A 24,521-nucleotide genomic window follows, 5' to 3' on the forward strand; every position below is an offset into this window, starting at 1 on the left:
CAGTTATGGGTTTTCGTGCCTTTGCCGGCCAGCCCGCCTACACGGCGGCCAAACATGGCGTGATCGGCCTCACAAAGGTTGCCGCGCTGGATCATGCGTCGCAGGGCATCCGGATAAACTCTGTCGCGCCAGGCTTTATTGAAACGCCGTTGCTCGGTCACCTGAGCGTTGAGAAGAAACAGGCGGCGGCGCTGTTGCACCCAATGGCGCGCCTTGGCCAGGCGGATGAAATTGCGAACGTTATCGTCTTTTTGCTATCCGACGCCGCATCCTTTGTGACCGGAGCATGCTTCGACGCGGACGGCGGCTATCTGGCCAAGTGAACACGTCGACACAGGAAGAGATTCTATTGGTATTTTTGCAACGCGAATTGACGCTGCATTGGCGGTCAAAAATGCTGCGAAGTCTGGCCTCGACTCAATTAAAGATTGCCGTCGCGGGTTATGCGCTGGATTGGTTATAACGAAATCCGATTACCGGAATTATGCAGATCGACCTGTAACTAAAACTGCAAAATGGCTTTGACACCATCGCCTCGTCCACATTCAGGGCACCACACGACAGGTCGGCTGGGGAGATGGAGATGCAATACAATCTGAAATTATGGCCGTGCCATCTCTGAGGGACTCCAATTTTCAGGCTTAGGCTTAGGACGGTCGCGACAACCGTACTTGCGTTCATTTGCATCTTCAGTTCGGCTGGACCAATGCACGCAACGTTATTGTTACATTTGGCAGCTCGTTACGCCAATAAATTGTCAAACCGTTAAACATCGAACTACTGTTGCTTATGGACACAGAATACGTTGTTCTCAAGTAATACGTGACAACAAAAGCGGTGTTGCTCAGATTCTGCAACTACATGGAGGCAAAAGCCAATTTTGGTTTTCCACGCAATATTTTCTAGCATCGATCGTTGCGGAGTGCTCGAGCAGACCCCTCGATTGAAAACCGCTGGCCCTGAGTTCATCAACGACTATGTTACCCCGTTGGTCATTATGGCTCTAACGCGCTCGGATGCGATATCGGCGGCCTTCTGTGACTCTCCCGCCAACAGGAATGCATAGCGCTTCGTTGTGGATGCTTCCATATGTCCAAGTAGCTCGCCGACGGTTGACAGATTGAGGCCGCTGGAAAGCCCGGCGGAAGCGAAAAAGCGACGCAAATCGTGCATCCGTAACCCTTCGACGTTGGCGGCTTTCAGAAGGGTAGCCCAGGGTTTCGCGGAGTTGACCAGATGCTTGCCCTTGATATGGCCGGGAATGATATACGGGTTAGCCTTGACCCGTGGAATGGTCTTAAGGACTTTACGGGCCTCGCGCGACAGGGCAACGACTTTTTCGCCGGTCTTTGAATCGGGCAAATGCAATCCGTCATCACGTATCCATGCCCATTTCGACGACATGATTTCTTCTTTGCGTGCCCCGGTGAAGCATAGAAGTTCGATGAGGCCCGCGAACCAGGGATTGTCAGCGCGCATGTTGTTGATGGCGACAAGCAAACGTACCGCTTCGTCGGCGGACGGCAGCCGTTTCCGCTTGACCTCCTTGTATCGATCAATCTGTACCGGATTCGAATTGCGGGGTCGCCATCCCCATTTCTCCGATAGCGAGAAGGCTTTTTTCAGCATGGACATGCAGCGATTTGCCGCCGAAGGAGTTTTCCGCATTCTCCAGTGCAGTTCGTTAATCTCGGCTTCTGTGACGTCAGCAATGACTTTGTCGGCACCGAAATGCGGTATGACATGGTTGTCATAGTAGGCCCCAACATCTTCAGCCCATGACGATTTGTTTTTGGTATCCGCGTGCTTCGTCAGATGATGCTCTTTGAGCAACGCCATTGTCGGCCGTTTGGCAAGCTCCTTCTTTTGCCATGCGGGATCTTCGCCGTGGGCGACCCGGACCAATATTGCCTTTGCCATGTCGCGAACGGCGGTCAGGGTTATCACCCGCTGGTCCGCAAGCTTCATATTGCGCTGAACTCTGGTGGTCCGCGTGCGATACGAGAGGTAATAGACCGATTTCGTCGTCATGTGCCGGAGACGAAGTCCCGGCACCTTCGGGCAATTCCAAACGGTGCCAGGCTTGTTCTTTTTTTCATGTGCATCGATATTCATGGTTGAACGACCTCAGATTGTCGACAATGGAACTCCACAGAACATGGAAGCTTCCTATGGAGGTTGCCGGGGTCTTAGCGGGCCGCTGGGTCGGTAACTATCCTCAACGCTTATCCTCCCGAGGCGCTCGGTATAGACGGGGAAGAAAGCGAATTTGATACCGACGTTTTCGTAGAGTTTTTGGGACTTGGCAACGTATTGGCAGCAATGGCGCGAAAACGAATGACAAAGCCTGACAACGTTTGGTTTAATGAAATCAGATAAGTAATTACGCTTGCAAACGAATGATAAAGTACGGTAACAAGCGCCAATCAGTTGAAGCTGACTCTTAATCAGCGGGTCGTAGGTTCGATCCCTACTGTGCCCACCATTCTTTTGAAAAAAGGGCCGCATGGCCCTTTTTTCATGCAAGCAAGGCAGACTCAACCTGCCGGCAAACGCTAGAGGAGACTTCCCCATGAGCATCCGTCGTATTCAAGTTGGTCCGCGTATGAGCCAAGCTGTCATCCATGGCAATACGGTATACCTCGCCGGCCAGGTTGGTGGCCCCGGCAAGAGCGTTACCGAGCAGACCAAGGACGTCCTTGCGTCGGTCGATAGCCTGCTCAAGGAGGCCGGCACCGACAAGTCGAAGTTGCTGCAGGCCATCATCTGGCTTGATGACATGAAGGACTTCGGCGAGATGAACGCGGTTTGGGATGCTTGGGTCGACCCGGCCAACACGCCGGCCCGCGCGACCGGTGAAGCAAAGCTCGCAACGCCTGAATACAAGGTCGAGATCATCATCACCGCTGCTCTCTGATTCGGCGCCGGCGCACGATCACGCGCGTCGTTCGCGCTATTGCTACGGTAATCGTGCCGAAAAGGCCGTTTCTTGGCGGTAAAGCCCGAGTAAATTGCGCGGGCAGACTGGATTTTTGGCGCGGAAATGCATAAAGTCCGCGCTTCTCCGGATTGCCACAGGGGCAATTCTTCAAACGCTTGTCTGATTGTGGCCAATTGCGATTGCGCAAGACGAGGCAAGCATGGGTAAGGAAAACGATTGCAAGTACTCGTCCGAGACAACAATGTTGAACAGGCCCTCAGGGTCCTGAAGAAGAAGATGCAGCGGGAGGGTCTCTTCCGCGAAATGAAGGCGCGCCAGGCATTCGAAAAGCCGTCCGAGCGCCGTGTGCGGGAAAAAGCCGAAGCCGTCAGCCGTGCCCGCAAGGCAGCTCGCAAGCAGGCACAGCGCGAAGGTCTTCTGCCCGGTCCGAAGAAAAAGGAACGGCCGCCTCGTCCAAACGGCAACGGTGGCGATTTCAACCGATAGTTGGTGACCGGTTCGTCCGGTCATTTATAGCGAGAGAACCCGCACGGCTTTGCCGGGGCGGGTTTCGTTTTGCCCATGCGGCGCGGGACTACCTGCCGATATCATATCATGGGCGGTTTCCGGAAAGTGCCTTCTTGGCGGCGCAGTGCGGCTTGCTTATTCATGCTGGCGTTCAGTCATGCATGATGGAGACAAGCATATGGCGCTCAAACTCAACATTATTATTGCCAGCACACGCCCCGGCCGCGGCGGCCCGGCGGTTGCAAAATGGTTTCATGAATTTGCCAGGCAGGACGCCCGGTTCGAAACCGTCCCGAGATCAACCTGCCTCTCCTTGACGAACCGCATCATCCGCGCATGCAGAAATGAGCGCGCTCACACCAAGCGATGGAGCACCATTGTCGATGCGGCCGACGCAACGGTATTTGTTACGCCTGAGTACGATTATTTTGCTCCGCCATCCCTCATCAATGCATTGATCTATCTGTCGAAAGAGTGGAACTACAAACCAGCGGGCTTTGTCAGCTATGGCGGCGTTTCCGGGGGCTTGCGCTCGGTCGAGTCGGTAAAAGGGTTGGTCGCGGGCTTGAGGATGATGCCAATTCCGGATGGTGTCCCGGTGCATTCGTATCAGCAGTTCATCGATGATGAAGGTGTCTTCCAGCCGACCGAATCGATGACGAACAGCGCTACGACCATGTTGGCGGAACTCGCCAAATGGGCAGCGGCCTTGAAGCCCCTGCGCGCCTAGTCGGATGCCGACCCGCTTGACAACGGCGTTGCGGGCGGGTCTCTTACAGATATTCACCAGGGGAGTCCCGGCAAGGGGCTGAGATACTGCTGGCCATCGGCAAGCGCAGTGACCCGTTGAACCTGATCCAGTTCATACTGGCGTAGGGACGGTGCAAAAGTCTTCGCGGGCGATTGGGTCCTGATTCCCGTCAGGGTTCGCGAAAGCCTTTCATCTTTCCGGCACAGAACTGGGTTTCGCGCTTGCAGCGCCGCCACATGCGGCATGCAGGCAATTTGAACTTGCGGGCGTCTCTGAACGTGCGTTCGCGGAGCAAAGGAACCTTATGATGACCGCAATCACTCCAACCGTTTCGGCAGGTTCGCTGCCGGCTTCGACCAAGATTTACAAACCCGGGCGCATCCACGCGGATATACGTGTCCCGAGGCGGGAGGTCGCCGTGCATCCGACCGCGGGCGAACCGAACGTCACGGTTTATGACTCGTCAGGGCCCTATAGCGATCCACTCGCCGCGATTGACATTGCGCGCGGCCTGCCACGCATTCGCGAGACCTGGCTCGACGCACGGGGCGACACCCGCGCCTATGAGGGCCGTCATATTCTTCCCGCGGATAACGGCTTTGCCACGGGCGACCGCCTGACCCCGGCATTTCCGGTTCGCAACAGCCCTCACATGGGTAAGGATGGATCGGCCGTCACGCAACTCGCCTATGCAAGAGCCGGGATCATCACGCCGGAGATGGAGTTCGCCGCGATTCGCGAAAATCTTGGCCGCGATGTTGCAAGATTCGCGGCGGCGCGCGATGGCGAATCGTTCGGAGCGGCCGTCCCCGATCACGTGACGCCCGAATTCGTGCGCGACGAGATTGCACGAGGCAGGGCAATTATCCCCGCCAATATCAATCACCCGGAACTCGAACCTATGATCATCGGCCGCAATTTCCTCGTCAAGATCAACGCCAATATCGGCAATTCCGCGGTCACGTCGTCGATGGCCGAAGAGGTCGAGAAGATGGTATGGGCGACCCGCTGGGGCGCCGATACGGTGATGGACCTTTCCACCGGGCGAAACATTCACAACATTCGCGAATGGATTATCCGTAACTCGCCAGTGCCGATCGGCACGGTGCCGCTCTATCAGGCGCTGGAAAAAGTCGGCGGCGTTGCTGAGGACCTGACCTGGGACATCTTCCGCGATACGCTGGTCGAACAAGCCGAACAGGGGGTCGATTATTTCACCATCCATGCAGGGGTGCGCCTTCACTACATTCCGCTTACCGTAAACCGGGTGACGGGCATTGTTTCGCGCGGCGGCTCGATCATGGCGAAGTGGTGCCTGCATCATCACAAGGAGAGCTTCGTCTACGAGCATTTCGCGGAAATCTGCGACATCTGCCGCGCCTATGACGTGTCCTTCTCACTGGGCGATGGGCTGCGGCCGGGCTCGATAGCGGATGCCAACGACACCGCGCAGTTTGCCGAACTCGAGACGCTGGGCGAACTCACGCAAATTGCCTGGGCCAGGGATTGCCAGGTAATGATCGAGGGGCCGGGCCACGTCCCGATGCACAAGATCAAGGAGAACATGGACAAGCAGCTCGCCGTTTGCGGCGAGGCGCCGTTCTATACGCTTGGACCACTGACGACGGACATTGCACCCGGATACGATCACATCACCTCCGGCATCGGCGCGGCGATGATCGGCTGGTTCGGGACGGCGATGCTTTGCTACGTCACCCCAAAGGAACACCTTGGCCTCCCTAATCGCGACGACGTCAAGGTCGGCGTCATCACCTACAAGATCGCCGCCCATGCGGCCGATCTTGCCAAGGGGCATCCGGCCGCCAAACTGCGTGATGATGCGCTGTCGCGGGCCCGCTTCGAATTTCGCTGGGAAGACCAGTTCAATCTCTCCCTCGATCCGGAAACGGCCCGCCTCTATCACGATGAGACATTGCCGAAGGAAGCGCACAAGGTGGCGCACTTCTGCTCCATGTGCGGGCCGAAATTCTGCTCGATGCGCATCTCCCACGACATAAGGGCAGAGGCGCAGAAGGAGGGAATGGCGGTCATGGCTGCGAAGTTCCGCGAGGGCGGCGATCTCTATATGCCGCTCGACAACGGTGTCTGACATCATGGCTGTTCTTGTCAGAGGAGCCGGCGTTGCCGGCCTTGCGGTGGCGCATGAACTCATGTCGCGTGGTCTCGATGTGACCGTTGTCGATCCGTCGCCGGATGGGCGAAGGCCGGCGTCCTGGTATGCCGGCGGCATGCTCGCACCCTATTGCGAAAGGGAAAGCGCCGAACAAGCAGTTGTCGACCTTGGATTGGCGGCGGCTGATTGGTGGGAAGCGGCGCTTCCCGGTACTGTGACCCGAAACGGGACGCTGGTTCTCGCCTCTGGCCGCGACCAGAAGGAACTCGATCGCTTCGGCACGCAAACGTCTGGGTTCGACTTGCTCGACGAAGAGTCGGTCGCTGCGCTGGAGCCCGATTTGGCTGGCCGTTTTCGCCGAGGGCTCCATTTCGGTACCGAGGCGCATCTCGACCCCCGGCACGCGCTGGTCAGTCTGGCGGCAAAACTTGCGGCCTCCGGCGTATCGTTCGAATCCGATCAGTCGGCCGCCCCACGCTTTGACTGGACGATCGAATGTCTCGGCCGTGCGACCACTGATGAAGGCATCCGCGGCGTGCGCGGTGAAATGCTGCTGTTGCGCACGACGGATGTTTCGCTCGCGCGCCCGATTCGCCTCGTTCATCCGCGCTTTCCCGTCTACATCGTGCCGCGCGCCGGTCAGACCTTCATGGTGGGAGCAACGATGATTGAAAGCGATGCTACGGGGCCGATCACCGTACGCTCGACGATGGAGCTAATCAACGCTGCCTATAGCCTGCATCCCGCCTTCGGTGAGGCGGAAATCATCGAGACGGGCACCGGCATTCGGCCGGCCTATCCGGACAACCTGCCGCGCGTTGTTCGCGACGGCAATGTGATCAGCATCAACGGGCTTTACCGGCATGGTTTCCTGCTCGCACCGGCGATGGCGCGACAGGCTGCGAGTATGATTTTCGATCAAGGGAACGAGGTACAATGAAACTCATCGTCAATGGCGAAACCCGTGATGTCGCTGCGCATTTCCTCGACGCCTTGCTCACCGAACTGCAGTTCGAGGGAGACTGGCTGGCGACTGCGCTGAATGGCGAACTCGTCCGGTCGACGGAGCGCCCGGAATGTTTGCTCAAAGAGGGCGACCGCGTCGAAATTCTGACGCCGCGGCAAGGGGGCTGAAGCATGCTTACGCTCTACGGTATCGAGCTTGCCTCGCACCTATTGCTCGGGACGGCCCAATATCCTTCACCAGCGATCCTTATGGAAGCAATCAAGGCTTCCGGCACGGGGGTCGCCACGGTGTCACTGCGACGCGAAACAGCGGGCGGCAGTTCCGGCGACCGGTTCTGGTCGTTGATCCGCTCGTCGGGCGTACGCATCCTGCCGAATACCGCCGGTTGCCACACTGTCAAGGAAGCCGTGCTCACGGCGCAGATGGCACGCGACCTGTTCGCTACCGACTGGATCAAGCTGGAGGTCATCGGCAATCACGATACGCTGCAACCGGACGTTTTCGCCCTTGTTGAAGCCGCGCGCGTGCTCACGGATGACGGGTTCAAGGTTTTTCCCTATACGACCGACGACCTCGTTGTGGCTGAACGGTTGATCGGTGCCGGCTGCGAGGTGCTTATGCCCTGGTGCGCGCCGATTGGCTCGGCGCAGGGACCGCTTAACCTTCACGCCCTCCGTTCGTTGAGAGGTCACTTTCCCGATATTCCGATGATCGTCGATGCCGGTCTCGGCCGCCCGTCGCATGCGGCAACGGTCATGGAACTCGGCTTTGACGCGATCCTTCTCAACACGGCAGTTGCAAAGGCCGGCGACCCGGTGGCGATGGCCCACGCGTTCGCGAAGGCAACCGAAGCCGGCCATGCCGCCCACCGGGCAGGCATGCTGGAGCCGCGCGATGTCGCCGTGCCGTCGACACCGGTGATCGGCACGGCCGTGTTCAGTTAAGTTGGGACAGTTTCGAGCCCTTAATCGGCCTTCATCTCTACCAATTGAATGAGATTTCCGCAGGTATCATCGAAGACTGCCATCCTGACGGGTCCGGCATCCATCGGTTCGCGCGCGAAGGCGACGCCGAGCGAACGAAGCCTGTGATATTCGGCATCGACATTATCGACCTTGAACGATGTCGCCGGGATACCGTCCTCAACGAGCGCGGCCTTGAAAGGCTTGACGGCGGGATGTTCGCTCGGTTCGAGAAGCAGTTCCGTTCCTTCGGGGTCTTGCGGCGAGACTACCGTCAGCCAGCGATGTTCTCCCATGGGCACGTCATGCTTCAAGGTGAACCCCAAAACACGCGTGTAGAAGTCCATGGCTTTCGACTGGTCGTCCACAAGGACGCTGGTCACCCAGATTCTCATCGGGTTCTCCTTTCTAGAGGTGGTTGCGAAGCCAAAAATCAACCGCTTCTCGCAACGGACCAGGATCGAGACAGTGAATCTTGGTCCGGCCCGACCATTCGACACGGACAAGGCCGGCTTTTTCCAGCATGTCCAGATGCTGCGTGACCGCCTGACGCGAAAGGGCCATCCCATTCTCCGCGTAAAAAAGAGCGCAGATTTCGAATAACGATTGCCTCGGACGCTCGCGCAGTCGATCTATGATCTTGCGACGGGTTGGGTCGCCAAGCGCCTTGAAGAGGCGATCGAGTTCATCATCGTTCACAGCCTAAATATGCAATAATATTATTGCATGTCAAGGAGCAGCCATAGATTGCTTTGGGACTATGGGCGCATGGTGCCTGAGCGAACGTTCTAGCTGTCAAGCAAGGCCGCGGCGTTGTGATTTTCGCCGTAGACGAGGCAGTCGGCAATCGTCGTCTTGTCGAGGACGCCGCGCGTCACATTGGCAACTTCGTTGAAAACGTGGCGAATTTCACAAGTCGCCTCACTGGCGCAGTCCTCGCAGCGGCGATAGGCGATCTTGCTGAGGCAGGGCAGGGGCGCGATGGGCCCGTCGATAAGCCGTAGCACCTCGCCAAACGTAATGTCCTCGGCGGGCTTGAGCAGCAGGTAGCCGCCCATCTTGCCCCGACGGCTCATGACGATGCCCTGATGCTTCAGATCTAGAAGAATCTGTTCGAGAAACTTCTTCGGGATGTTTTGCTCTTCGGCAATATCGGAGATGAAGAGCACCTTCTCGGCATCCGCTCTGGCGAGTACGACAAGGGCCCGCAGTGCGTACTTGGCTTTTTGCGATATCATTTTCTTTGCCTGACTACCGTTTGGGTGCAGTCATAGTCCGTCGCATAACTTTTTCTAGTGTAGAAGGGTTAAAAATTTGAGTTATTTTTGCGGCAGAGAAATGGCTTAAAAATGGTGTGTAAGGCGCTGAAAAATAAGAATTCATTAAGAACCCCGCGTGACGGACGTCGATATTTTCACAAATTTGATACACGATTGATCCGGTAGAGATTATTGACAAATCATTTCAACCCGTCATCATCGGATATCGGTTGACCCCAAAGGCAACTGCACTCTGCAACCGCAACCATTTTCGGAGGTCGCAATGTACAGTGAAGTATCGAACATTTTCAGTCGTGCCGAACGCTTGTGGCGCGAAGTATTCACGGCGGATACGTTGGACCTTACCTCAGGTGACGCGAAAAAGCGCGACTGCGAGGAAGCCTCGGCCAAGCGGCATCGCAACTGGACGGAGGAAGACTTCCTCTGGTGCTGGCAGCATCGCGGATTCTGGTAATCGCCTGCGCTTCGTCGGACGGTGGACCACGGTATGGGTTCTTGCTCACTATTCCTTGCGTTGTAGAACTGGATTTCATTTGTAGGTGTAATATTAGAACAAACATTCTTTCGTATAGGGGCAGGCATCGCCATTCTGGCAAAAATTGCCCCTCTCAAACCCGAGCGGCAGTGATCATCAGTGCCGGTGCATTCGCTCCCGGCCCTCGCGGGAGATTTTAATGAAAAGATTACTGGTTTTGACGGCCGTGGCGCTTGGGTTCAGCCTCGCCGCGGCGAAGGCGGCCGACGAGCCGACCGATATTCTCAACGTATCCTACGATATTTCACGTGAACTCTACGAGCAGATCGACAAGGCGTTTTCGGCCGCTTACAAGAACGAAAAGGGCAAGGAAATCACCGTTAACCAGTCGCATGCCGGCTCGTCCAAGCAGGCGCGCTCAATCCTCGAGGGCCTCGAGGCCGACGTCGTTACGTTCAACCAGGTGACCGATGTCCAGGTCCTGCACGACAAGGGCGATTTCATCCCCGCTGACTGGCAGTCGCGCCTGCCGAACAATTCATCGCCCTACTATTCGCTGCCGGCTTTTCTGGTACGCGCCGGAAACCCCAAGAACATCAAGAATTGGGACGACCTGGTACGTGACGACGTCAAGGTCGTGTTCCCAAACCCCAAGACGTCGGGCAACGCACGCTATACCTATCTTGCCGCCTATGCCTATGCACTCGAAGCCAACAACAAGGACGAAGCGAAGGCGCAGGAGTTCGTCAAGAAGCTGTTCGCCAACGTGCCGGTCTTCGATACGGGTGGGCGCGCGGCGACCACGACCTTTGCCGAGCGCGGCATCGGCGACGTGCTTATTACTTTTGAGGCCGAGGTGCTCGGCACGCGCAAGCAACTGGGCGAAGACAAATACGAGGCTGTGGTTCCTCCGGTCAGCCTGCTCGCCGAATTTCCCGTCACAGTCGTGGACAAGGTCGTCGACAAGCGCGGCTCACGCGCAGTTGCGGAAGACTATCTCAAATTCCTCTACACGCCTGAGGGCCAGGACATCCTTGCGCAGAACTTCAATCGCGTGAACGATGCTTCCGTCAAGGCGAAGTATTCGGACCAGTTCCCGGAAACACGGCTTCTGACGGTGGAGGACGTATTTGGTGGCTGGAACAAGGTTACCAAGGAGCATTTCTCCGAAGGCGGGATCCTCGACAAGGTGTTCACCAAGCGCTAGCCGTGTGAACCACAGGGGACACGGCGCAGCGACGATGCTGCGCCGTTCTATTTGCGGTCCGTCTTGCATTCGGGCATGCACAAGCTAGAAAGCTGGAATGTCATTGTTTTCAAGGTCTTCTTCGCGCGGAATCCTGCCCGGCTTTGGTCTCACCCTTGGTGTTACCTTGCTCTACTTCATCGCAATCGTGGCGCTGCCGCTTTTCGCCATGCTCTACAAGTCGGTCAATCTCGGCTGGGCCGATTTCTGGACGATCGTTACATCCGAGAGGGCGCTTGCAACTTATCGGATAACCGTGACGACGGCGGCGCTGGCGACCCTTCTCAATGCGATGTTCGGCCTGCTTCTCGCCTGGGTGCTTGTTCGCTATGACTTTCCGGGCCGCCGGCTTCTCGACGCTATCGTCGATCTACCCTTCGCATTGCCGACCGCAGTCGCGGGCCTCGCCCTCGTAACCGTCTTTTCGGCCAATGGCTGGTTCGGTCGCTATCTCGAGCCGCTCGGCATCAAGGTAGCCTATGCGCCGCTGGGGATTGCGCTCGCCATGATGTTTACCAGCATTCCCTTCGTCATCCGGACAGTTCAGCCGGTGCTGGAGGATCTCGCAACGGATGTCGAGGAGGCGGCCCGATCGCTTGGCGCTTCCAATTGGCAGATATTTTCGAGGGTCATCTGGCCGGCAATTTTGCCAGCATTCATAGCCGGTTGCAGCCTTTCTTTCGCCCGAAGCCTCGGTGAATTCGGTGCCATCGTCTTCATTTCGGGTAATTTGCCGTTCGAAACCGAGGTCATGTCGCTGCTCGTATTCATAAGGCTTGACGAATACGATTACCCCGCCGCTGCGGCGCTCGCCACGGTGATGCTGGTCACTGCCTTTCTCATGCTTGTCGTAACAAATTCCATCCAGGCCTGGCGTCTCCGCTATGCAGAACGCAACTGAATCCGCCCTGCCTGCCCCAGCCGCGACAGCCCAATTCTCGCGGCGTCCTGGAACGCCGGCGGTAAGTACCATGCACCGTGTTCTGATCGGTGCAGCGATCCTCCTTTCGCTCCTGTTTATCGGCGTCCCGATGCTGGTGATTTTCACCTACGCCTTCCGTGAGGGGATGGGTGTCTATCTTTCGCAAATCTCCCAGCCCGCGACCCTCCACGCAATCTGGCTGACGGTATTGACCGCGATTGTCGTCGTACCGATCAACATGGTGTTCGGTATCTGCGCAGCCTGGCTCGTCACTCGCTATCGCTTTCCCGGCCGGCAGATTCTGATAAGCCTCATCGAGATACCGTTTTCGGTCTCGCCGATTGTCGCAGGTGTGACCTATCTGTTTCTCTACGGCAGTCAGGGCCTGCTTGGGCCACTGCTCGAGAACTACGACATCAAGATCATGTTTACCGTGCCGGCGATCTTTCTCGTCAGCCTGTTTGTTACGAGCCCCTTTGTCGCGCGCGAACTCATTCCTCTGATGCAGGCACAGGGGAGCGAGGACGAGGAAGCGGCCATTACGCTCGGCGCCACCGGTTTGCAGACGTTTCTTTACGTGACGCTGCCGAACATCAAGTGGGCGTTGCTCTATGGCGCGGTGCTTTGCAACGCTCGCGTCATGGGGGAGTTCGGCGCCGTATCCGTCGTGTCGGGCGCTATTCGCGGCCAGACCAATACATTGCCCCTTCAGATCGAATTGCTTTTCAACGACTACAATGTCACCGGCGCCTTCGCCGCCTCATCGACACTGGCATTGATCGCGATCCTGACGCTGGTTCTGAAGTACATCCTCGAGCGCAAGCAAAAATCTGGCTAAAACGAACGCTTCAGGCCGCGCGTCGAGTGCGGAACTCGCGCTGCGGGCGCCGCAATGAATTGGCGAGAATATGACCTTCGGGCCACGCGCCAAAACCGCTTTCGACATTGATATGCCCGGCAAATTGCAGGTCGACAAATCCCGAACCCCAGACGCCGGCAAGTGCTTCCGCCTTGTTGAACGAGATGTAGGGGTCGTTGCGGCTGGCGACGACGATCGACGGAAAGCGAAGATTGTGACGGGGCAGGGGCGCAAAGCTGGCAAACTTCGGATCCTGCGCGGCCATGCGTTCCGCATCGGCCGGGGCAACGAGAACGGCCCCTGCCACATGCGCCGCCGACGGCCGGGTGGCGAGGTGAGATACGAGAACGCAGCCGAGACTGTGCGCCACGAGGACGGCGTCTGGCGTTTCGGCCAGCTTTGCCTCTAGAACGTGAAGCCACTGCGACAGGATCGGGTTTTCCCAATCGTCCTGCTCGACGAGATGCGCGGTGTCATCTTCGACCAGCCATTGCCTTTGCCAATGGCCGCTCTCTGATCCGCGATATCCCGGTATGATCAATGTCGTCATCGGTGCCATAACTCCCTTGATGCAAAGGAACTCTAATTGGCCTCAAAATACGGTTGCCGCATAAATCCTTGAAGGAACAGCCCACTAAAGAGGCGGCTTAACGAGAAAATAAGCCGCGCAAAACAGCGCTATCGTGAAAACGATCTAGGTTTCTCCATCCTTCTTGTACCAGCGGATAAGGAGCTGCGAACGCTCGAAATAGAGCACGACAAGAAGCGAGAGGGCAAAAGGGATGAGCAGATAGAACAGGCGGAATATGATGAGAGCCGCGAGAACGTCGGCATGATTCATGTCGGGCAAGCCTGTAAGAAAGACAAGTTCAAGTACGCCAAGGCCGCCAGGGGCGTGGGAAATGAGAGCGGCGGAGAACGATATGAGAAAAATGCCGAGAACGATGAGAAACCCCGGATTTCCTTCGGCCGGCAAGGTGAAATAGATAATGGCTGCCGCGCCGATGAGTTCGAGGGGCCCGACGACAAGCTGCTGCGCGACAACCGAAAGACGCGGATATTCGAGCGTGAATTGGCGGATGCGCAAAGGCTTGAAATGCAGCCAGCTGCCGAACACGTAGAGTAGAACGATGGCCAGCGATCCGAAGCCAAGGACATAGCTGACGGAGAGCGGCAATTCGGCGCTGAAGCGCTGAAGAATTTCAGGCTCGATCAACAGCACGAAGGCACTGAGCGTCAGTATACCAAGCATGAAGGTAAAGGAGCAGAATGCGATAAGGAGTGCGATTTCCGGTCCGCTCATCCCCTGCGAGGAATAGGCGCGATAGCGGACCACGGCGCCTGAAAGGACGGAGGCGCCAATATTGTGCGACAGCGCGTAAGTCGTGAACGAACAAAGGGCAATGAACAGCCAAGAAATCTTGCGGCGAAGGTGCAAGAGCGCGATCCGGTCATAGCCTGCAAGCGCCGCATAGGCGATGAGCGAGGAAAGTGCAGCAAGCAGCCAGCGGTGGGGAGGAATGGCGTAGATGCTGTCGATCACGTCATCCAGCGAGATACTCCGCAACTCCTTATAGAGGAGCCATACGGAAATCCCGACGGCGGCCAGCCCTATCACCGGCCATACATAATCCTTCAGCTTCATGCTAAGTCCTGCCCACTCATTCCCGTCGTTTTGTTATTATCTTTATTCAGTCAATGGTGCAGGCACCGGTTCGTCAAGGCCGAGGATTTGGGCGACGATGCCTCGTGCTATCTCGCGCTCGCCCATGATCACCGTATCGGCACCGAGATCCTGCAAGTGCTGCACCTCGGCATCGGAATGAGCCCGCGCCAGTATATTGATCGTCGGGTTTGCGGCCCGTGCCTTGACGACGACTTGACCCGCCTCGAAGGCATTGGGGATCGCAAGGATCAATTGCCGTGCTCCAACCAGATTGGCTGCCGCAAGCACATCGCCATTGGCGGCATTACCGACGATGGTCTCGATATTTTCATCACGCAGCTTGGCGACCGTCTTATCGGCATCCTCAATAACGAGGAAAGGCTTGCCGCGTTCCTTCAACGCGTCTCCGACCAGGCTGCCGACCCGGCCGTAGCCGACCAGCACCGCATGATCCGTGAGCGCCGTGGGCTGGATTTCCTCGGCGGCTTGCTCCTCTACGGCGGACGGCTCGGCCGCAGCGGCAACCGGCTCGACTGCAGCGGCGCGCTTCTCGAGTCTTGGCTTCAGGTACGTGACGGCGGCAAAGGCAAGGGGATTTACGAGGATCGATAGGATCGCGCCACCAAGGATCAGGTCGCGGCCTTCCTGCGGGAGCATGCCGAGATCGACACCGAGCTCTGCCAGGATGAAGGAAAATTCGCCGATCTGCGCAAGGCTGGCGGAGATGATCAGGGCTGTCCCGGAGGGGTAGCCAAAGGCACGAACGATGAAAAATGCCGCCAGCGATTTGCCGACGACAATGATTGCCAGCGTCGCGAGCAATGGCAGCGGATCGTGCACGATGGTCATCGGATCGAACAGCATGCCGACCGAAACGAAAAACAGAACCGCAAAAGCATCGCGCAATGGCAGCGATTCTTCCGCCGCCCGATGGCTGAGTTCGGATTCGCTCATGATCATGCCGGCAAAGAAGGCGCCAAGCGCCAACGATACGCCAAAGAGCTTTGCCGCGCCGAAAGCAACGCCGAGAGCGATAGCAAGGACCGCGAGGCGGAATAGCTCGCGTGAACCGGTGTGAGCAATGGCGTGCAGCGTCCACGGGATTACGCGGCGGCCGACGATCAGCATGACCGCCACGAAAGCCGCAACCTTGCCAAGGGTCAATAGGATGACGCCGCCGACACCGAGATTGAAATAGTTGACGATCGGATCGCTGAGCGCCCGCATCGCCTGTTCTCCGTCGCCGCTGCTGTTGAGTGCCCCTGCGACTGCGGGCAACAGAACCAGCGCGAGAACCATGGCGAGGTCTTCGACGATAAGCCAGCCGACGGCGATACGCCCGCGCTCGGTCTCGATGAGCCGGCGCTCCTGCATGGCGCGCAGGAGCACGACGGTACTGGCGACCGATAGCGCGAGACCAAATACGAGGCCCGCCTGCAGACCCCAGCCGAGGATCCAGGCAAGGCCGGCACCAAGGATCGTCGCAACCACGATCTGGACGACCGCGCCCGGAATGGCGATCGCCCGTACTGAAAGCAGGTCTTTCAGGGAGAAATGCAGGCCGACGCCGAACATCAGAAGGATAACGCCGATTTCGGCGAGTTCTGCCGCCAGCTTTTGATCAGCAACGAAACCGGGGGTGTGTGAGCCAGCGAGCACGCCGGCGAGGAGGTATCCGACAAGAGGAGGAATTCGCAACCGATTGGCAATCGCACCGAAAATGAAGGCCAGAACCAGGCCAATGACGATTGTCGCAATCAGCGGCGTTTCATGAGGCATATGTCGGCGTCTCCTCCGTGGGATTGTTGAAAAGGAATAAGTGATGAGCCTGCGAACAGGACCTGTCGCAGTATTGCGTACGAAGAAAGTCTTGCAAACCGCTTTCGTCAAATCTGCGGCACATGGAATGCGTTTTTTCCATGTGCCGCAAATATTTAGGCTTTGAACTGACCGCGTGTGATCAACTTTGCGCGACCGGCTTTTCGCCAATGCGCTGCGGGTGGTTCTTTTCCCACCAGGTTCCAAGCAGCAGCAGAATTGGTGCTGCAATGAAAAGCGAGGAAGATGTCGCGATGATGACGCCAAAGAGCATGGGCAGGGCGAAATTTTCCACGGCCTTGCCGCCCCAGATTGCCATCGGAAGCATGGCGAGGAAGACGGTCAGCGAGGTGTAGATACAGCGCGCCAATGTCTGGTTGATACTGAGGTCGATGATCTGGCGCAGCGGCATCTTCTTGTGGATGCGAAGGTTTTCGCGCATGCGGTCATAGACCACGACCTTGTCGTTGACCGAATAGCCGATGATCGTCAAAAGGGCGGCAATCGCAGTCAAGTTGAAGTCAAGGCCCATCAGGGCGAAGAAGCCGACGGTCTTGGTCGTATCGAGGATGAGCGTGGCAATGGCGCCAAGCGCAAAGTGCCACTCGAACCGCCACCAGATGTAGAACAGCATCGCGAGGCTGGCGAGGACGACGGCAAGGATACCGGACCGCGCGAGTTCGCCGCTGACCTTTGGCCCGACGACTTCGGAGCTTTCGAACTTCACGCCCGGATCAAGCTTCTGCACAGCGTCCTTGACCTTGGTGACGGCCACGGTCTGCGCCTCTTCGCCACCTTCCTGGCGCTGTACCCGGATAAGGACACGATTGTCGCCGCCGCCCTGCTGCAGGGCAACTTCGCCAAGCCCAAGCCCCTCGAGCGTCGAACGCATCGTGGCGAGGTCGGCGGGCTGCGAGGTCGTCACGTCGACCTGGATACCACCCTTGAAGTCGATGCCGTAGTTGAGGCCGGGGTGTATGAACAGGATCACCGATGCGATCGACAGGAAGATTGAAACGCCAATACCAAAGAAGCGGGCATTCATGAACGAGATGTTTGTGTTCTCCGGAACGAGCTTGAACATATGCTCGATGCGGATGGTCTTCATCTTACGGCGACGGACGATCGCCATCATGATGATGCGAACGACGGTGACGGCCGTGAACATCGAGACGAGGGCGCCGATGATCATGGTGATCGCAAAGCCGCGGACCGGACCGGTACCGAACAGGAACAGCAGGAACGTCGCGATCAGGTGCGTGGCGTTGGCGTCGACGATGGTCGAATAGGCAAGTCTGAAGCCACGGTCGACCGCCGCCATTGCGCCGATGCCCTTGCGCGCTTCTTCGCGGATACGCTCGTTGATGAGAATGTTCGCATCCACTGCAAAGCCGATACCGAGGATGATGGCGGCAATGCCGGGCAGGGTCAGTGTTGCCCCGAGCAGGCTGAGTATGCCGAAGGTCAAAGCGACATTGAGTGCGAGGGCAAGGTTGGCGATGAGGCCCCAGCCGCTGTAGAGGATGAAGATGAAGGCAACGACGAGGGCGAAGCCGATGAAGCCGGTAAGAAGGCCCATCTTGATGACGTCGCCGCCAAGATCAGGTCCTACCGTCCGCTCTTCAATGACAGTGAGCGGGGCGGGAAGAGCGCCGGCGCGAAGCAGCGCGGCCGTCGTCACCGTGTCCTCAACGGTGAAGTTGCCGGTGATCTGGCCGGAGCCGCCGGTAATCGGTACCTGGATGACCGGCGCAGTCAGAACCTTGCCGTCAAGCACGATTGCGAAGGGACGCCCCACATTCTGGCTCGTGATGTCGGCAAACTGGCGTGCGCCGACATTGTCAAAGCGGAAGGTGATGATCGGCTGGTTGGTCTGCTGGTCGAATGCGGCGCGAGCGTCGGTCAACCGTTCGCCGCTGATTGCCACGCGATCTTCGACCGGGAAGGTGACGCCCGGATCCTTTGCATCGGGAAGGATTGAAACGCCGGGAGGCGGGTTGGTCCCGGCATCATGATTGGCAACCATATGGAAAGTCATCTTAGCCGTGCTGCCGAGAAGCGCACGCAACTGGCTCGGGTCCTGGAGCCCCGGCAGCTGGACGACGATGCGGTCGGAACCGACACGCTGGATGGAGGGTTCGGCGACGCCCACCTGGTCGACGCGGCGGCGGACGATTTCAAGACTTTGCTGCAAAGCATTGTCGAGCTTGTCCTTCATGCCGGCTTCGGTCAGCGTCAGGCGGACCTGATTGTCGGTGGAGGAAATGTCGATATCGCTGACCGGCGCAGCGAAGCCGACCTGTGCAACCTGCGAGGAAAGCTCGCGAAGAGCTGCAACCGCAGCATCGCGCTGCGAGGGGTCGGAAAGCGTCACGATGACCGAGTCGCCGGCAACCCGGACTGACTGCGGCTGGATTTTCGCAGTGCGTAAATGGCCGCGCGCATCATCGAGTATCGAGCGAATGCGGTCCTTCTTCAGAGCCGCAGCATCGACCTCGAGAACGAGGTATGAGCCGCCGCGCAGGTCGAGGCCGAGCGCCACCTGCTTCTTTGGGAACCAACCCGGCATGGCGTCAAGCTGGGCCTTGGTGAAGAGGTTGGGAAGCGCGAGCGTAATGCCCGCCAGAATAATGAAAATATAGGTCCAGAGGACCCACCTCGAAGTACGCATGGTCGTGTTCCGTTATGAGATACGGGGCGCTGCAGGGAACCGCTTACGAGTCTGCCTGGCGACCGCCGGAGTTGTTTCCGTCATTTCCTGCCGGAAATGGTGATATCAGCCAATGGCGCGCGGCGGAGCGCGGGCACTGAAAAGAGCATCGTGGCCAAGAATCAGGGCCACGTTTGGCGCAATAATTCTGATACCGGTCTGTTCGGCGAGTTTAAGCCGCGGGCCGTTGGGGACAAGTGCATCCTGTGGACCGCTGTCGGCGCGAAGCCCGCTCTTGATCTTCAGATGAAGTGCTTCGAGTGCAGCAACGCGCATCGGTCGCTCGACCGGGGTCGAGTGATTGTCGGTCTCGTGCGCCACGCGGGTCTGGTGCGGATCGGCCGAGCCAATTGCCCGCGCGGCAACATTGCGCTCCGGACCCGTTAGATAGGCGGTGCCCAGCGAGGCGCCGATGGTCGACACAAGCCAGAAAATAGATATCAGGAGCGGAGCAGCGCTGCGCTTTCCTGTTTTGCCATTTCCGTGCAAATCCATGCCACTACCCAATATCAATCTGCCGCGGCGCAATGCGCCTCGTTGGTTCCGTATTATGAAGTCTTGCAGGCTGAGTCATCTAAAATCGTCGTGGAGAGCGGATTTGGCCGGAAAAATCCGCCGGTGGGCAGGAAACGGGTGGAACCAGGGCGAATTAACGGCACTGTTAGCCTATCCAAAGTTGCATGGAGGCACGAATGACTGACAGCATAACTCCCCTGTCCACCACGCAATGGTGCGAGATCGGCACGAACCTCGATGACGTCGGCCATGCGATTCTGAAGGGTGTGCTATCCCGCCGCGATTGCGAACGGCTTGGCGCGAGCTACGGCGATGAAAGCCAGTTCCGTAAGCGTATCGTCATGGCAAAGCATGGCTTCGGGCGCGGCGAATACAAATATTTCAGCTATCTGCTGCCGTCACTGATTGGTGATCTTCGCCGATCGCTGTACGCGCCCCTTGCTTCGACGGCCAATCGCTGGAACGAACTGATGGGGATCGATGTCCGTTATCCGGACGAGCACGCAGCGTTCATCGAACGGTGCCATGCAGCCGGCCAGAACCGGCCGACGCCGCTGCTGCTCGAGTACAGTGAAGGCGATTACAATTGCCTGCACCAGGACATCTATGGCGAGCATGTTTTCCCGCTTCAGGTCGCCTTTCTTCTGTCACGCCCGGGTGAGGACTTCAGCGGCGGCGAGTTTGTTTTGACCGAGCAGCGGCCGCGCATGCAGTCACGCGTCGAAGTCGTGCCGCTTGGGCAGGGCGATGCGGTCATCTTTCCGGTGAGCAATCGCCCGGTAAAGGGCACACGCGGCCATTACCGGGTCAACATGCGACACGGCGTTAGCCGGCTGCGCAGCGGCAAACGCCACACCCTCGGCATCATTTTCCACGATTCGAAGTAGTTGCATCGGCCCGAGAACCACCGCATTGTAACGCGGAAATCTCGGTGGGGCCTCGATGGATTATCTGATCTTCTGGGAATGGCTAAACTTCGCCGTGCGCTGGCTGCACGTCATCACCGCAATAGCCTGGATTGGATCATCCTTCTATTTCATCGCACTCGATCTCGGGCTCCGCCGCCATGCCAATCTGCCGGCCGGCGTGAATGGCGAGGAATGGCAGGTGCACGGCGGCGGCTTCTACCATATCCAGAAATACATGGTCGCGCCGGCGCACATGCCCGAGCACCTCATCTGGTTCAAATGGGAATCCTACGCGACGTGGCTGTCCGGTTTCGCCCTGCTTTGCGTTGTCTACTATGCGGGAGCTGACCTATATCTTATCGACCGCAATGTGCTCGATGTTTCGACCCCGGTTGCGATCCTCATTTCGCTCGCGTCGATCTCGGTCGGCTGGCTGGTCTACGACTTCCTGTGCAAGTCAACGCTGGCGTCGAACGATACAGCGTTGATGATCATCCTCTATGGCGTGATCGTCTTCATGGCATGGGGCTATACGCATCTTTTCACCGGCCGCGCCGCATTCCTGCATCTCGGCGCGTTTACCGCGACGATCATGTCCGCCAATGTCTTTCTCTTGATTATTCCCAACCAGAAGAAAGTCGTTGCTGAACTTATTGCGGGAAAAACGCCGGACCCCAAGCTCGGGAAACAGGCGAAGCAACGCTCGACGCATAACAACTATCTGACGCTGCCGGTCATCTTCCTGATGCTGTCGAACCACTACCCGCTCGCAACGTCAACTGCTTTCAATTGGGTTATCGCGTCGCTGATCTTCATCATCGGCGTTCTGATCCGCCACTACTTCAATTCCCGACATGCGGGAACAGGCAACCCGCATTGGACGTGGCTCGCAAGCACGATACTGTTCATGGTCATCATCTGGCTTTCAACGGTTCCCAAGGCTTTGACCGGGGAGGCGAAGCTCTCGCGGGCTGCGGACCCATTCCTCAAGGCAGCGCATTTCGATCAGGTGCGAGACACGGTGATGGGGCGTTGTTCGATGTGCCATGCGGCCGAGCCCTCATGGGAAGGTATACTTCTGCCACCCAAAGGTGTGAGGCTCGATACGGATGGGTTGATTGCGACGCACGCAAGCGAGATCTACATCCAGGCCGGTGCAAGTCACGCCATGCCTCCCGGCAATGTCACCCAGGTCACCGACGCCGAGCGCGCCATGATCGTCGCCTGGTATCGGAACGCTACCGCTGGAAAGCCGGCGCAATGACCGAACTTTTGTTGCGAGGCCGCGTTCTGACGTTCCATGATGAGCCTGTGGCGGGCGAGGCGAGTGCTGATGCGTTCACGTATATTGAGGATGGCGGCCTTCTTCTGCGCGACGGCAAGATCGCGGCGATGGACGACTACTCAGCGCTTTGGACTGGCGAGGGGCGGAATGTCGAGGTTATCGATCATCGACCGCACCTCATCATGCCCGGATTCATCGATGCGCATATCCACTTTCCGCAGATGCAGGTTATCGGCTCCTACGCGGGAGCGCTGCTGGAATGGCTCAACAGATATACCTTCGTCGAGGAACAGAAATTCTCCAATCAGGGCCACCCGGAACGCATCGCATCTGCGTTTTTCGACGAGTTGATCCGCCACGGAACCACGACAGCCGCCGCCTACTGTTCTGTGCACAAGGCATCGGTCCAGGCCTTCTTTGCCGAATCGCACCGGCGAAACATGCGCATGGTGGCGGGGAAGGTGATGATGGATCGAAACGCGCCTCCCGGCCTCCTCGATACGGCGCAGTCCGGCTATGATGACAGCAAGGCCCTTATCGCTGAATGGCATGGAGAGGGCCGCCAGCTTTATGCCATTACACCACGCTTCGCCCCGACTTCGACGCCCGAGCAGCTCGACATGAGTGGTACTCTTGCTCGGGAGCACCCCGAGCTGCACATTCAGACGCATCTATGTGAAAACACTGCCGAAATTGCATTTGTTGCCGAGCTGTTTCCTTGGAGCCGCGACTACACGAATGTCTATGAACACTATGGATTGCTTGGGCAGAAGACACTTCTCGGGCACTGTATACACCTGACCGACGCCGAGATCCGTGCCATTGCCGAAAGCGGCTCCGTCGCGGTCTTCTGCCCGACCTCCAATCTCTTTATCGGCAGCGGATTGTTCGACCTTGCCCGGCTGCGCTCTTCCGACCCGTCGGTTCGCAATGCCATCGCGACGGATATTGGCGGCGGTACGTCCTATTCCATGCTGCGTACGCTCGACGAAGGCTATAAGATCCTCAACATACAGGGCCAGCGTTACCATCCCCTGCGCTCCTTCTATCAGGCGACGCTCGGCAATGCCCGGGCGCTTTCGCTCGATGGCGTTATTGGTTCGTTTGCGGCGGGCGCCGAGGCCGATTGCGTGGTACTCGATGCGCGGGCCACCCCGGCCATGCGTCTTCGCATGGAAACGGTGGAAACACTGGTGGAGGAACTTTTCCTCATGCAGACGATGGGCGACGACAGGTCGATCGCCGAGGTCTATGTGGCTGGCCTGCCGGCCAAATCGACCTTGGTCAAATCGACCGTGTAGGGAACCGCAGCCCACGTCACGCCGTTTCGCAGCAGTCACTTCCTCCCGCCCGCGAAAGCCACATGATCACACAACATCGCGATTTGCGAACCGGCCAGCCGATCTGGCTCGCCCGACGGGCGCCCCGCATCGAAACGAACCTCGTGCTTGAAGACATGCGGACGGACGTGGTGATCGTTGGTGCCGGCATCAGCGGCGCACTCATTGCGGAAAGCCTGAGCGAGGCAGGATTTAGCGTTTGTATCTTTGACCGGCGCAAGCCGGTAACGGGATCAACGCCGGCAAGCACGGCCTTGCTGCAGTTCGAAATCGATACGCCATTGCATCACCTTTCACGAAAGATCGGCGGTGATGCCGAGCGGGCATGGCGTCGGTCCAAGCTTGCCGTCGATGTGCTGCGAGAGCGCACACGCCGGCTGGCGATCGGCTGCGAGATGGAAGATCGCGATTCCCTCTATATCGCGGGCGACCTCCTAGACAGGAAGGGGCTGGACAAGGAACTCAGCGCCCGCCGACGTGCAGGTTTTGAAACAAGGCTGCTTGATCGCAAAGAACTCAAGGCGGAATTCAACATCGACCGCGAAGCGGCGTTGATGAGTTTTGACAATATCGAGGCTAACCCGCGCAAACTTGCGGTCGGCTATCTGAATGTAGCGATCGAGCGGGGAGCGAAAGTCTTCGCCCCCGCCGAGATCGTAGCCGTCGAGCCGGCGGAACGCAGCGTCACGGCCATGACGCAGGCCGGCCAGACCATTCGCTGCAACCATCTGATATTCGCCACCGGATATGAAATACCAAAGCGGGTGCCGCAGAAGGGGCACTCGATCATATCAACCTGGGTCGTTGCGACGGTGCCGCAAAAGCAAATGGCTTGGCCGCAACGTTGCCTGATCTGGGAAGCTTCCGACCCTTACCTTTACATGCGTACGACTGCGGACGGGCGCATCATAGTCGGCGGGGAGGACGAGGCGTTCGAAGACGAAGAAAAACGCGATCGCAAGCTGCCCGCAAAAACGAAAGCGATCCTTGCGAAGCTGAAGAAACTGTTCCCCAGTGTCACTGCTGAGGCGGACTATGCCTGGACGGGAAGCTTTGGCGCGAGCGCGACCGGTCTGCCGTCCATCGGCGCGGTTCCCGGGATGAACCGCTGCTATGCGGTGCTCGGATATGGCGGCAACGGAATTACATTTTCGATGGTCGCGGCGCAGATCATTCGTGGTCGGATTACTGGAACCGGAGATCCCGATGAGGACCTCTTTGCGTTCAAATAGTA

General features: G+C 58.0%; 25 protein-coding genes and 1 riboswitch. Of the genes, 16 read left to right on the forward strand and 9 right to left on the reverse strand.

Going from position 1 to position 24,521, the window contains the following annotated elements:
* On the forward strand, positions 1-323 hold a 323-nt coding region (locus AAAB35_RS08535; protein ID WP_340667793.1), incomplete at its 5' end, for an SDR family oxidoreductase.
* Between the two features lie 652 nt (positions 324-975).
* Here AAAB35_RS08535 and AAAB35_RS08540 read toward each other — a convergent pair.
* Positions 976-2,115 carry a tyrosine-type recombinase/integrase gene (locus AAAB35_RS08540; RefSeq protein WP_340667794.1) on the reverse strand — a complete coding sequence of 380 codons (1,140 nt, stop codon included), beginning with the start codon at positions 2,113-2,115 and terminating at the stop codon, positions 976-978.
* A gap of 457 nt (positions 2,116-2,572) precedes the next feature.
* On the opposite strand from AAAB35_RS08540, the gene AAAB35_RS08545 reads away from it, so the two are divergent.
* The 7 genes from AAAB35_RS08545 (at position 2,573) to AAAB35_RS08575 (ending at position 8,244) form a co-directional block, all read left to right on the forward strand.
* Positions 2,573-2,917 carry a RidA family protein gene (locus AAAB35_RS08545; RefSeq protein WP_340667795.1) on the forward strand — a complete coding sequence of 115 codons (345 nt, stop codon included), beginning with the start codon at positions 2,573-2,575 and terminating at the stop codon, positions 2,915-2,917.
* Between the two features lie 240 nt (positions 2,918-3,157).
* Positions 3,158-3,427 (forward strand): 30S ribosomal protein S21, encoded by a 270-nt coding sequence (gene rpsU / locus AAAB35_RS08550; protein ID WP_340667797.1) that lies wholly within the window; start codon positions 3,158-3,160, stop codon positions 3,425-3,427.
* A gap of 199 nt (positions 3,428-3,626) precedes the next feature.
* Positions 3,627-4,178, forward strand: coding sequence for an NAD(P)H-dependent oxidoreductase (locus AAAB35_RS08555; RefSeq protein WP_340667798.1), 552 nt, complete (start codon positions 3,627-3,629; stop codon positions 4,176-4,178).
* Between the two features lie 48 nt (positions 4,179-4,226).
* Positions 4,227-4,345, forward strand: a riboswitch (TPP riboswitch).
* A 161-nt stretch (positions 4,346-4,506) separates the two neighbouring features.
* On the forward strand, positions 4,507-6,309 hold the full coding sequence (gene thiC / locus AAAB35_RS08560; RefSeq protein WP_340667799.1) for a phosphomethylpyrimidine synthase ThiC: 1,803 nt from the start codon (positions 4,507-4,509) through the stop codon (positions 6,307-6,309).
* 4 nt (positions 6,310-6,313) lie between these two features.
* Complete coding sequence (thiO, locus tag AAAB35_RS08565) at positions 6,314-7,273, forward strand: glycine oxidase ThiO (RefSeq protein ID WP_340667800.1); 960 nt, start codon at positions 6,314-6,316, stop codon at positions 7,271-7,273.
* Positions 7,270-7,467 carry a sulfur carrier protein ThiS gene (thiS, locus tag AAAB35_RS08570; protein ID WP_340667801.1) on the forward strand — a complete coding sequence of 66 codons (198 nt, stop codon included), beginning with the start codon at positions 7,270-7,272 and terminating at the stop codon, positions 7,465-7,467. Before thiO ends, thiS begins: the two co-directional genes overlap by 4 nt.
* Positions 7,468-7,470: 3 nt before the next feature.
* Positions 7,471-8,244: a thiazole synthase gene (locus AAAB35_RS08575; RefSeq protein ID WP_340667802.1), complete on the forward strand. Its 774-nt coding sequence runs from the start codon at positions 7,471-7,473 to the stop codon at positions 8,242-8,244.
* 20 nt (positions 8,245-8,264) lie between these two features.
* Here AAAB35_RS08575 and AAAB35_RS08580 read toward each other — a convergent pair whose 3' ends face one another.
* From AAAB35_RS08580 to AAAB35_RS08590, 3 genes are all read right to left on the reverse strand, one after another.
* Positions 8,265-8,657, reverse strand: coding sequence for a VOC family protein (locus AAAB35_RS08580; protein WP_340667803.1), 393 nt, complete (start codon positions 8,655-8,657; stop codon positions 8,265-8,267).
* 13 nt (positions 8,658-8,670) lie between these two features.
* Positions 8,671-8,961 (reverse strand): metalloregulator ArsR/SmtB family transcription factor, encoded by a 291-nt coding sequence (locus tag AAAB35_RS08585; protein WP_340667804.1) that lies wholly within the window; start codon positions 8,959-8,961, stop codon positions 8,671-8,673.
* Between the two features lie 89 nt (positions 8,962-9,050).
* Positions 9,051-9,500 (reverse strand): Rrf2 family transcriptional regulator, encoded by a 450-nt coding sequence (locus AAAB35_RS08590; protein WP_340667805.1) that lies wholly within the window; start codon positions 9,498-9,500, stop codon positions 9,051-9,053.
* A 304-nt stretch (positions 9,501-9,804) separates the two neighbouring features.
* Here AAAB35_RS08590 and AAAB35_RS08595 point away from each other — a divergent pair, with 304 nt between their 5' ends.
* From AAAB35_RS08595 to cysW, 4 genes are all read left to right on the forward strand, one after another.
* A complete protein-coding gene (locus AAAB35_RS08595) occupies positions 9,805-9,996 on the forward strand; it encodes a hypothetical protein (RefSeq protein WP_340667806.1) in 192 nt (63 codons plus the stop codon).
* Between the two features lie 220 nt (positions 9,997-10,216).
* Positions 10,217-11,224, forward strand: coding sequence for a sulfate ABC transporter substrate-binding protein (locus AAAB35_RS08600; RefSeq protein WP_340667807.1), 1,008 nt, complete (start codon positions 10,217-10,219; stop codon positions 11,222-11,224).
* Between the two features lie 97 nt (positions 11,225-11,321).
* The gene (gene cysT / locus AAAB35_RS08605; RefSeq protein WP_340667809.1) at positions 11,322-12,164 is read left to right on the forward strand and encodes a sulfate ABC transporter permease subunit CysT; all 843 of its coding nucleotides are present in this window, start codon (positions 11,322-11,324) and stop codon (positions 12,162-12,164) included.
* Complete coding sequence (gene cysW, locus AAAB35_RS08610) at positions 12,148-13,023, forward strand: sulfate ABC transporter permease subunit CysW (RefSeq protein ID WP_340667810.1); 876 nt, start codon at positions 12,148-12,150, stop codon at positions 13,021-13,023. The genes cysT and cysW overlap by 17 nt, the downstream gene beginning before the upstream one ends.
* 10 nt (positions 13,024-13,033) lie before the next feature.
* Here cysW and AAAB35_RS08615 read toward each other — a convergent pair whose 3' ends face one another.
* The 5 genes from AAAB35_RS08615 to AAAB35_RS08635 all read right to left on the reverse strand — a co-directional run bounded on the left by AAAB35_RS08615 (position 13,034) and on the right by AAAB35_RS08635 (position 19,733).
* Positions 13,034-13,594 (reverse strand): alpha/beta hydrolase, encoded by a 561-nt coding sequence (locus tag AAAB35_RS08615; RefSeq protein WP_340667812.1) that lies wholly within the window; start codon positions 13,592-13,594, stop codon positions 13,034-13,036.
* Between the two features lie 144 nt (positions 13,595-13,738).
* The gene (locus AAAB35_RS08620) at positions 13,739-14,689 is read right to left on the reverse strand and encodes a lysylphosphatidylglycerol synthase domain-containing protein (RefSeq protein ID WP_340667814.1); all 951 of its coding nucleotides are present in this window, start codon (positions 14,687-14,689) and stop codon (positions 13,739-13,741) included.
* A gap of 42 nt (positions 14,690-14,731) precedes the next feature.
* On the reverse strand, positions 14,732-16,489 hold the full coding sequence (ybaL, locus tag AAAB35_RS08625) for a YbaL family putative K(+) efflux transporter (RefSeq protein WP_340667815.1): 1,758 nt from the start codon (positions 16,487-16,489) through the stop codon (positions 14,732-14,734).
* A gap of 181 nt (positions 16,490-16,670) precedes the next feature.
* A complete protein-coding gene (secD, locus tag AAAB35_RS08630) occupies positions 16,671-19,199 on the reverse strand; it encodes a protein translocase subunit SecD (RefSeq protein WP_340667817.1) in 2,529 nt (842 codons plus the stop codon).
* 105 nt (positions 19,200-19,304) lie between these two features.
* The gene (locus AAAB35_RS08635; RefSeq protein WP_340667819.1) at positions 19,305-19,733 is read right to left on the reverse strand and encodes a hypothetical protein; all 429 of its coding nucleotides are present in this window, start codon (positions 19,731-19,733) and stop codon (positions 19,305-19,307) included.
* A 197-nt stretch (positions 19,734-19,930) separates the two neighbouring features.
* Between AAAB35_RS08635 and AAAB35_RS08640 the strand changes: the two genes are divergently transcribed.
* The 4 genes from AAAB35_RS08640 to AAAB35_RS08655 all read left to right on the forward strand — a co-directional run bounded on the left by AAAB35_RS08640 (position 19,931) and on the right by AAAB35_RS08655 (position 24,519).
* On the forward strand, positions 19,931-20,641 hold the full coding sequence (locus AAAB35_RS08640; RefSeq protein WP_340667821.1) for a 2OG-Fe(II) oxygenase: 711 nt from the start codon (positions 19,931-19,933) through the stop codon (positions 20,639-20,641).
* Between the two features lie 55 nt (positions 20,642-20,696).
* Positions 20,697-21,926 (forward strand): urate hydroxylase PuuD, encoded by a 1,230-nt coding sequence (locus AAAB35_RS08645; protein WP_340667823.1) that lies wholly within the window; start codon positions 20,697-20,699, stop codon positions 21,924-21,926.
* Positions 21,923-23,248 carry a guanine deaminase gene (guaD, locus tag AAAB35_RS08650; protein WP_340667824.1) on the forward strand — a complete coding sequence of 442 codons (1,326 nt, stop codon included), beginning with the start codon at positions 21,923-21,925 and terminating at the stop codon, positions 23,246-23,248. Before AAAB35_RS08645 ends, guaD begins: the two co-directional genes overlap by 4 nt.
* A gap of 62 nt (positions 23,249-23,310) precedes the next feature.
* On the forward strand, positions 23,311-24,519 hold the full coding sequence (locus AAAB35_RS08655) for an FAD-dependent oxidoreductase (RefSeq protein ID WP_340667825.1): 1,209 nt from the start codon (positions 23,311-23,313) through the stop codon (positions 24,517-24,519).
* The last annotated feature ends 2 nt before the right edge of the window (positions 24,520-24,521 follow it).

Origin of the sequence: Phyllobacterium sp. (genome assembly GCF_037994425.1) — a bacterium.
Lineage (GTDB): Bacteria > Pseudomonadota > Alphaproteobacteria > Rhizobiales > Rhizobiaceae > Phyllobacterium.

Bases quoted from the DNA above. Each gene is read 5' to 3' on its own strand.
- AAAB35_RS08540 (WP_340667794.1), bottom strand. From the start codon at position 2,115: ATGAATATCGATGCACATGAAAAAAAGAACAAGCCTGGCACCGTTTGG.
- AAAB35_RS08545 (WP_340667795.1), top strand. From the start codon at position 2,573: ATGAGCATCCGTCGTATTCAAGTTGGTCCGCGTATGAGCCAAGCTGTC.
- AAAB35_RS08555 (WP_340667798.1), top strand. From the start codon at position 3,627: ATGGCGCTCAAACTCAACATTATTATTGCCAGCACACGCCCCGGCCGC.
- thiC (WP_340667799.1), top strand. From the start codon at position 4,507: ATGACCGCAATCACTCCAACCGTTTCGGCAGGTTCGCTGCCGGCTTCG.
- thiO (WP_340667800.1), top strand. From the start codon at position 6,314: ATGGCTGTTCTTGTCAGAGGAGCCGGCGTTGCCGGCCTTGCGGTGGCG.
- thiS (WP_340667801.1), top strand. From the start codon at position 7,270: ATGAAACTCATCGTCAATGGCGAAACCCGTGATGTCGCTGCGCATTTC.
- AAAB35_RS08575 (WP_340667802.1), top strand. From the start codon at position 7,471: ATGCTTACGCTCTACGGTATCGAGCTTGCCTCGCACCTATTGCTCGGG.
- AAAB35_RS08580 (WP_340667803.1), bottom strand. From the start codon at position 8,657: ATGAGAATCTGGGTGACCAGCGTCCTTGTGGACGACCAGTCGAAAGCC.
- AAAB35_RS08590 (WP_340667805.1), bottom strand. From the start codon at position 9,500: ATGATATCGCAAAAAGCCAAGTACGCACTGCGGGCCCTTGTCGTACTC.
- AAAB35_RS08595 (WP_340667806.1), top strand. From the start codon at position 9,805: ATGTACAGTGAAGTATCGAACATTTTCAGTCGTGCCGAACGCTTGTGG.
- AAAB35_RS08600 (WP_340667807.1), top strand. From the start codon at position 10,217: ATGAAAAGATTACTGGTTTTGACGGCCGTGGCGCTTGGGTTCAGCCTC.
- cysT (WP_340667809.1), top strand. From the start codon at position 11,322: ATGTCATTGTTTTCAAGGTCTTCTTCGCGCGGAATCCTGCCCGGCTTT.
- cysW (WP_340667810.1), top strand. From the start codon at position 12,148: ATGCAGAACGCAACTGAATCCGCCCTGCCTGCCCCAGCCGCGACAGCC.
- AAAB35_RS08615 (WP_340667812.1), bottom strand. From the start codon at position 13,594: ATGACGACATTGATCATACCGGGATATCGCGGATCAGAGAGCGGCCAT.
- AAAB35_RS08620 (WP_340667814.1), bottom strand. From the start codon at position 14,689: ATGAAGCTGAAGGATTATGTATGGCCGGTGATAGGGCTGGCCGCCGTC.
- ybaL (WP_340667815.1), bottom strand. From the start codon at position 16,489: ATGCCTCATGAAACGCCGCTGATTGCGACAATCGTCATTGGCCTGGTT.
- secD (WP_340667817.1), bottom strand. From the start codon at position 19,199: ATGCGTACTTCGAGGTGGGTCCTCTGGACCTATATTTTCATTATTCTG.
- AAAB35_RS08635 (WP_340667819.1), bottom strand. From the start codon at position 19,733: ATGGATTTGCACGGAAATGGCAAAACAGGAAAGCGCAGCGCTGCTCCG.
- AAAB35_RS08640 (WP_340667821.1), top strand. From the start codon at position 19,931: ATGACTGACAGCATAACTCCCCTGTCCACCACGCAATGGTGCGAGATC.
- AAAB35_RS08645 (WP_340667823.1), top strand. From the start codon at position 20,697: ATGGATTATCTGATCTTCTGGGAATGGCTAAACTTCGCCGTGCGCTGG.
- guaD (WP_340667824.1), top strand. From the start codon at position 21,923: ATGACCGAACTTTTGTTGCGAGGCCGCGTTCTGACGTTCCATGATGAG.
- AAAB35_RS08655 (WP_340667825.1), top strand. From the start codon at position 23,311: ATGATCACACAACATCGCGATTTGCGAACCGGCCAGCCGATCTGGCTC.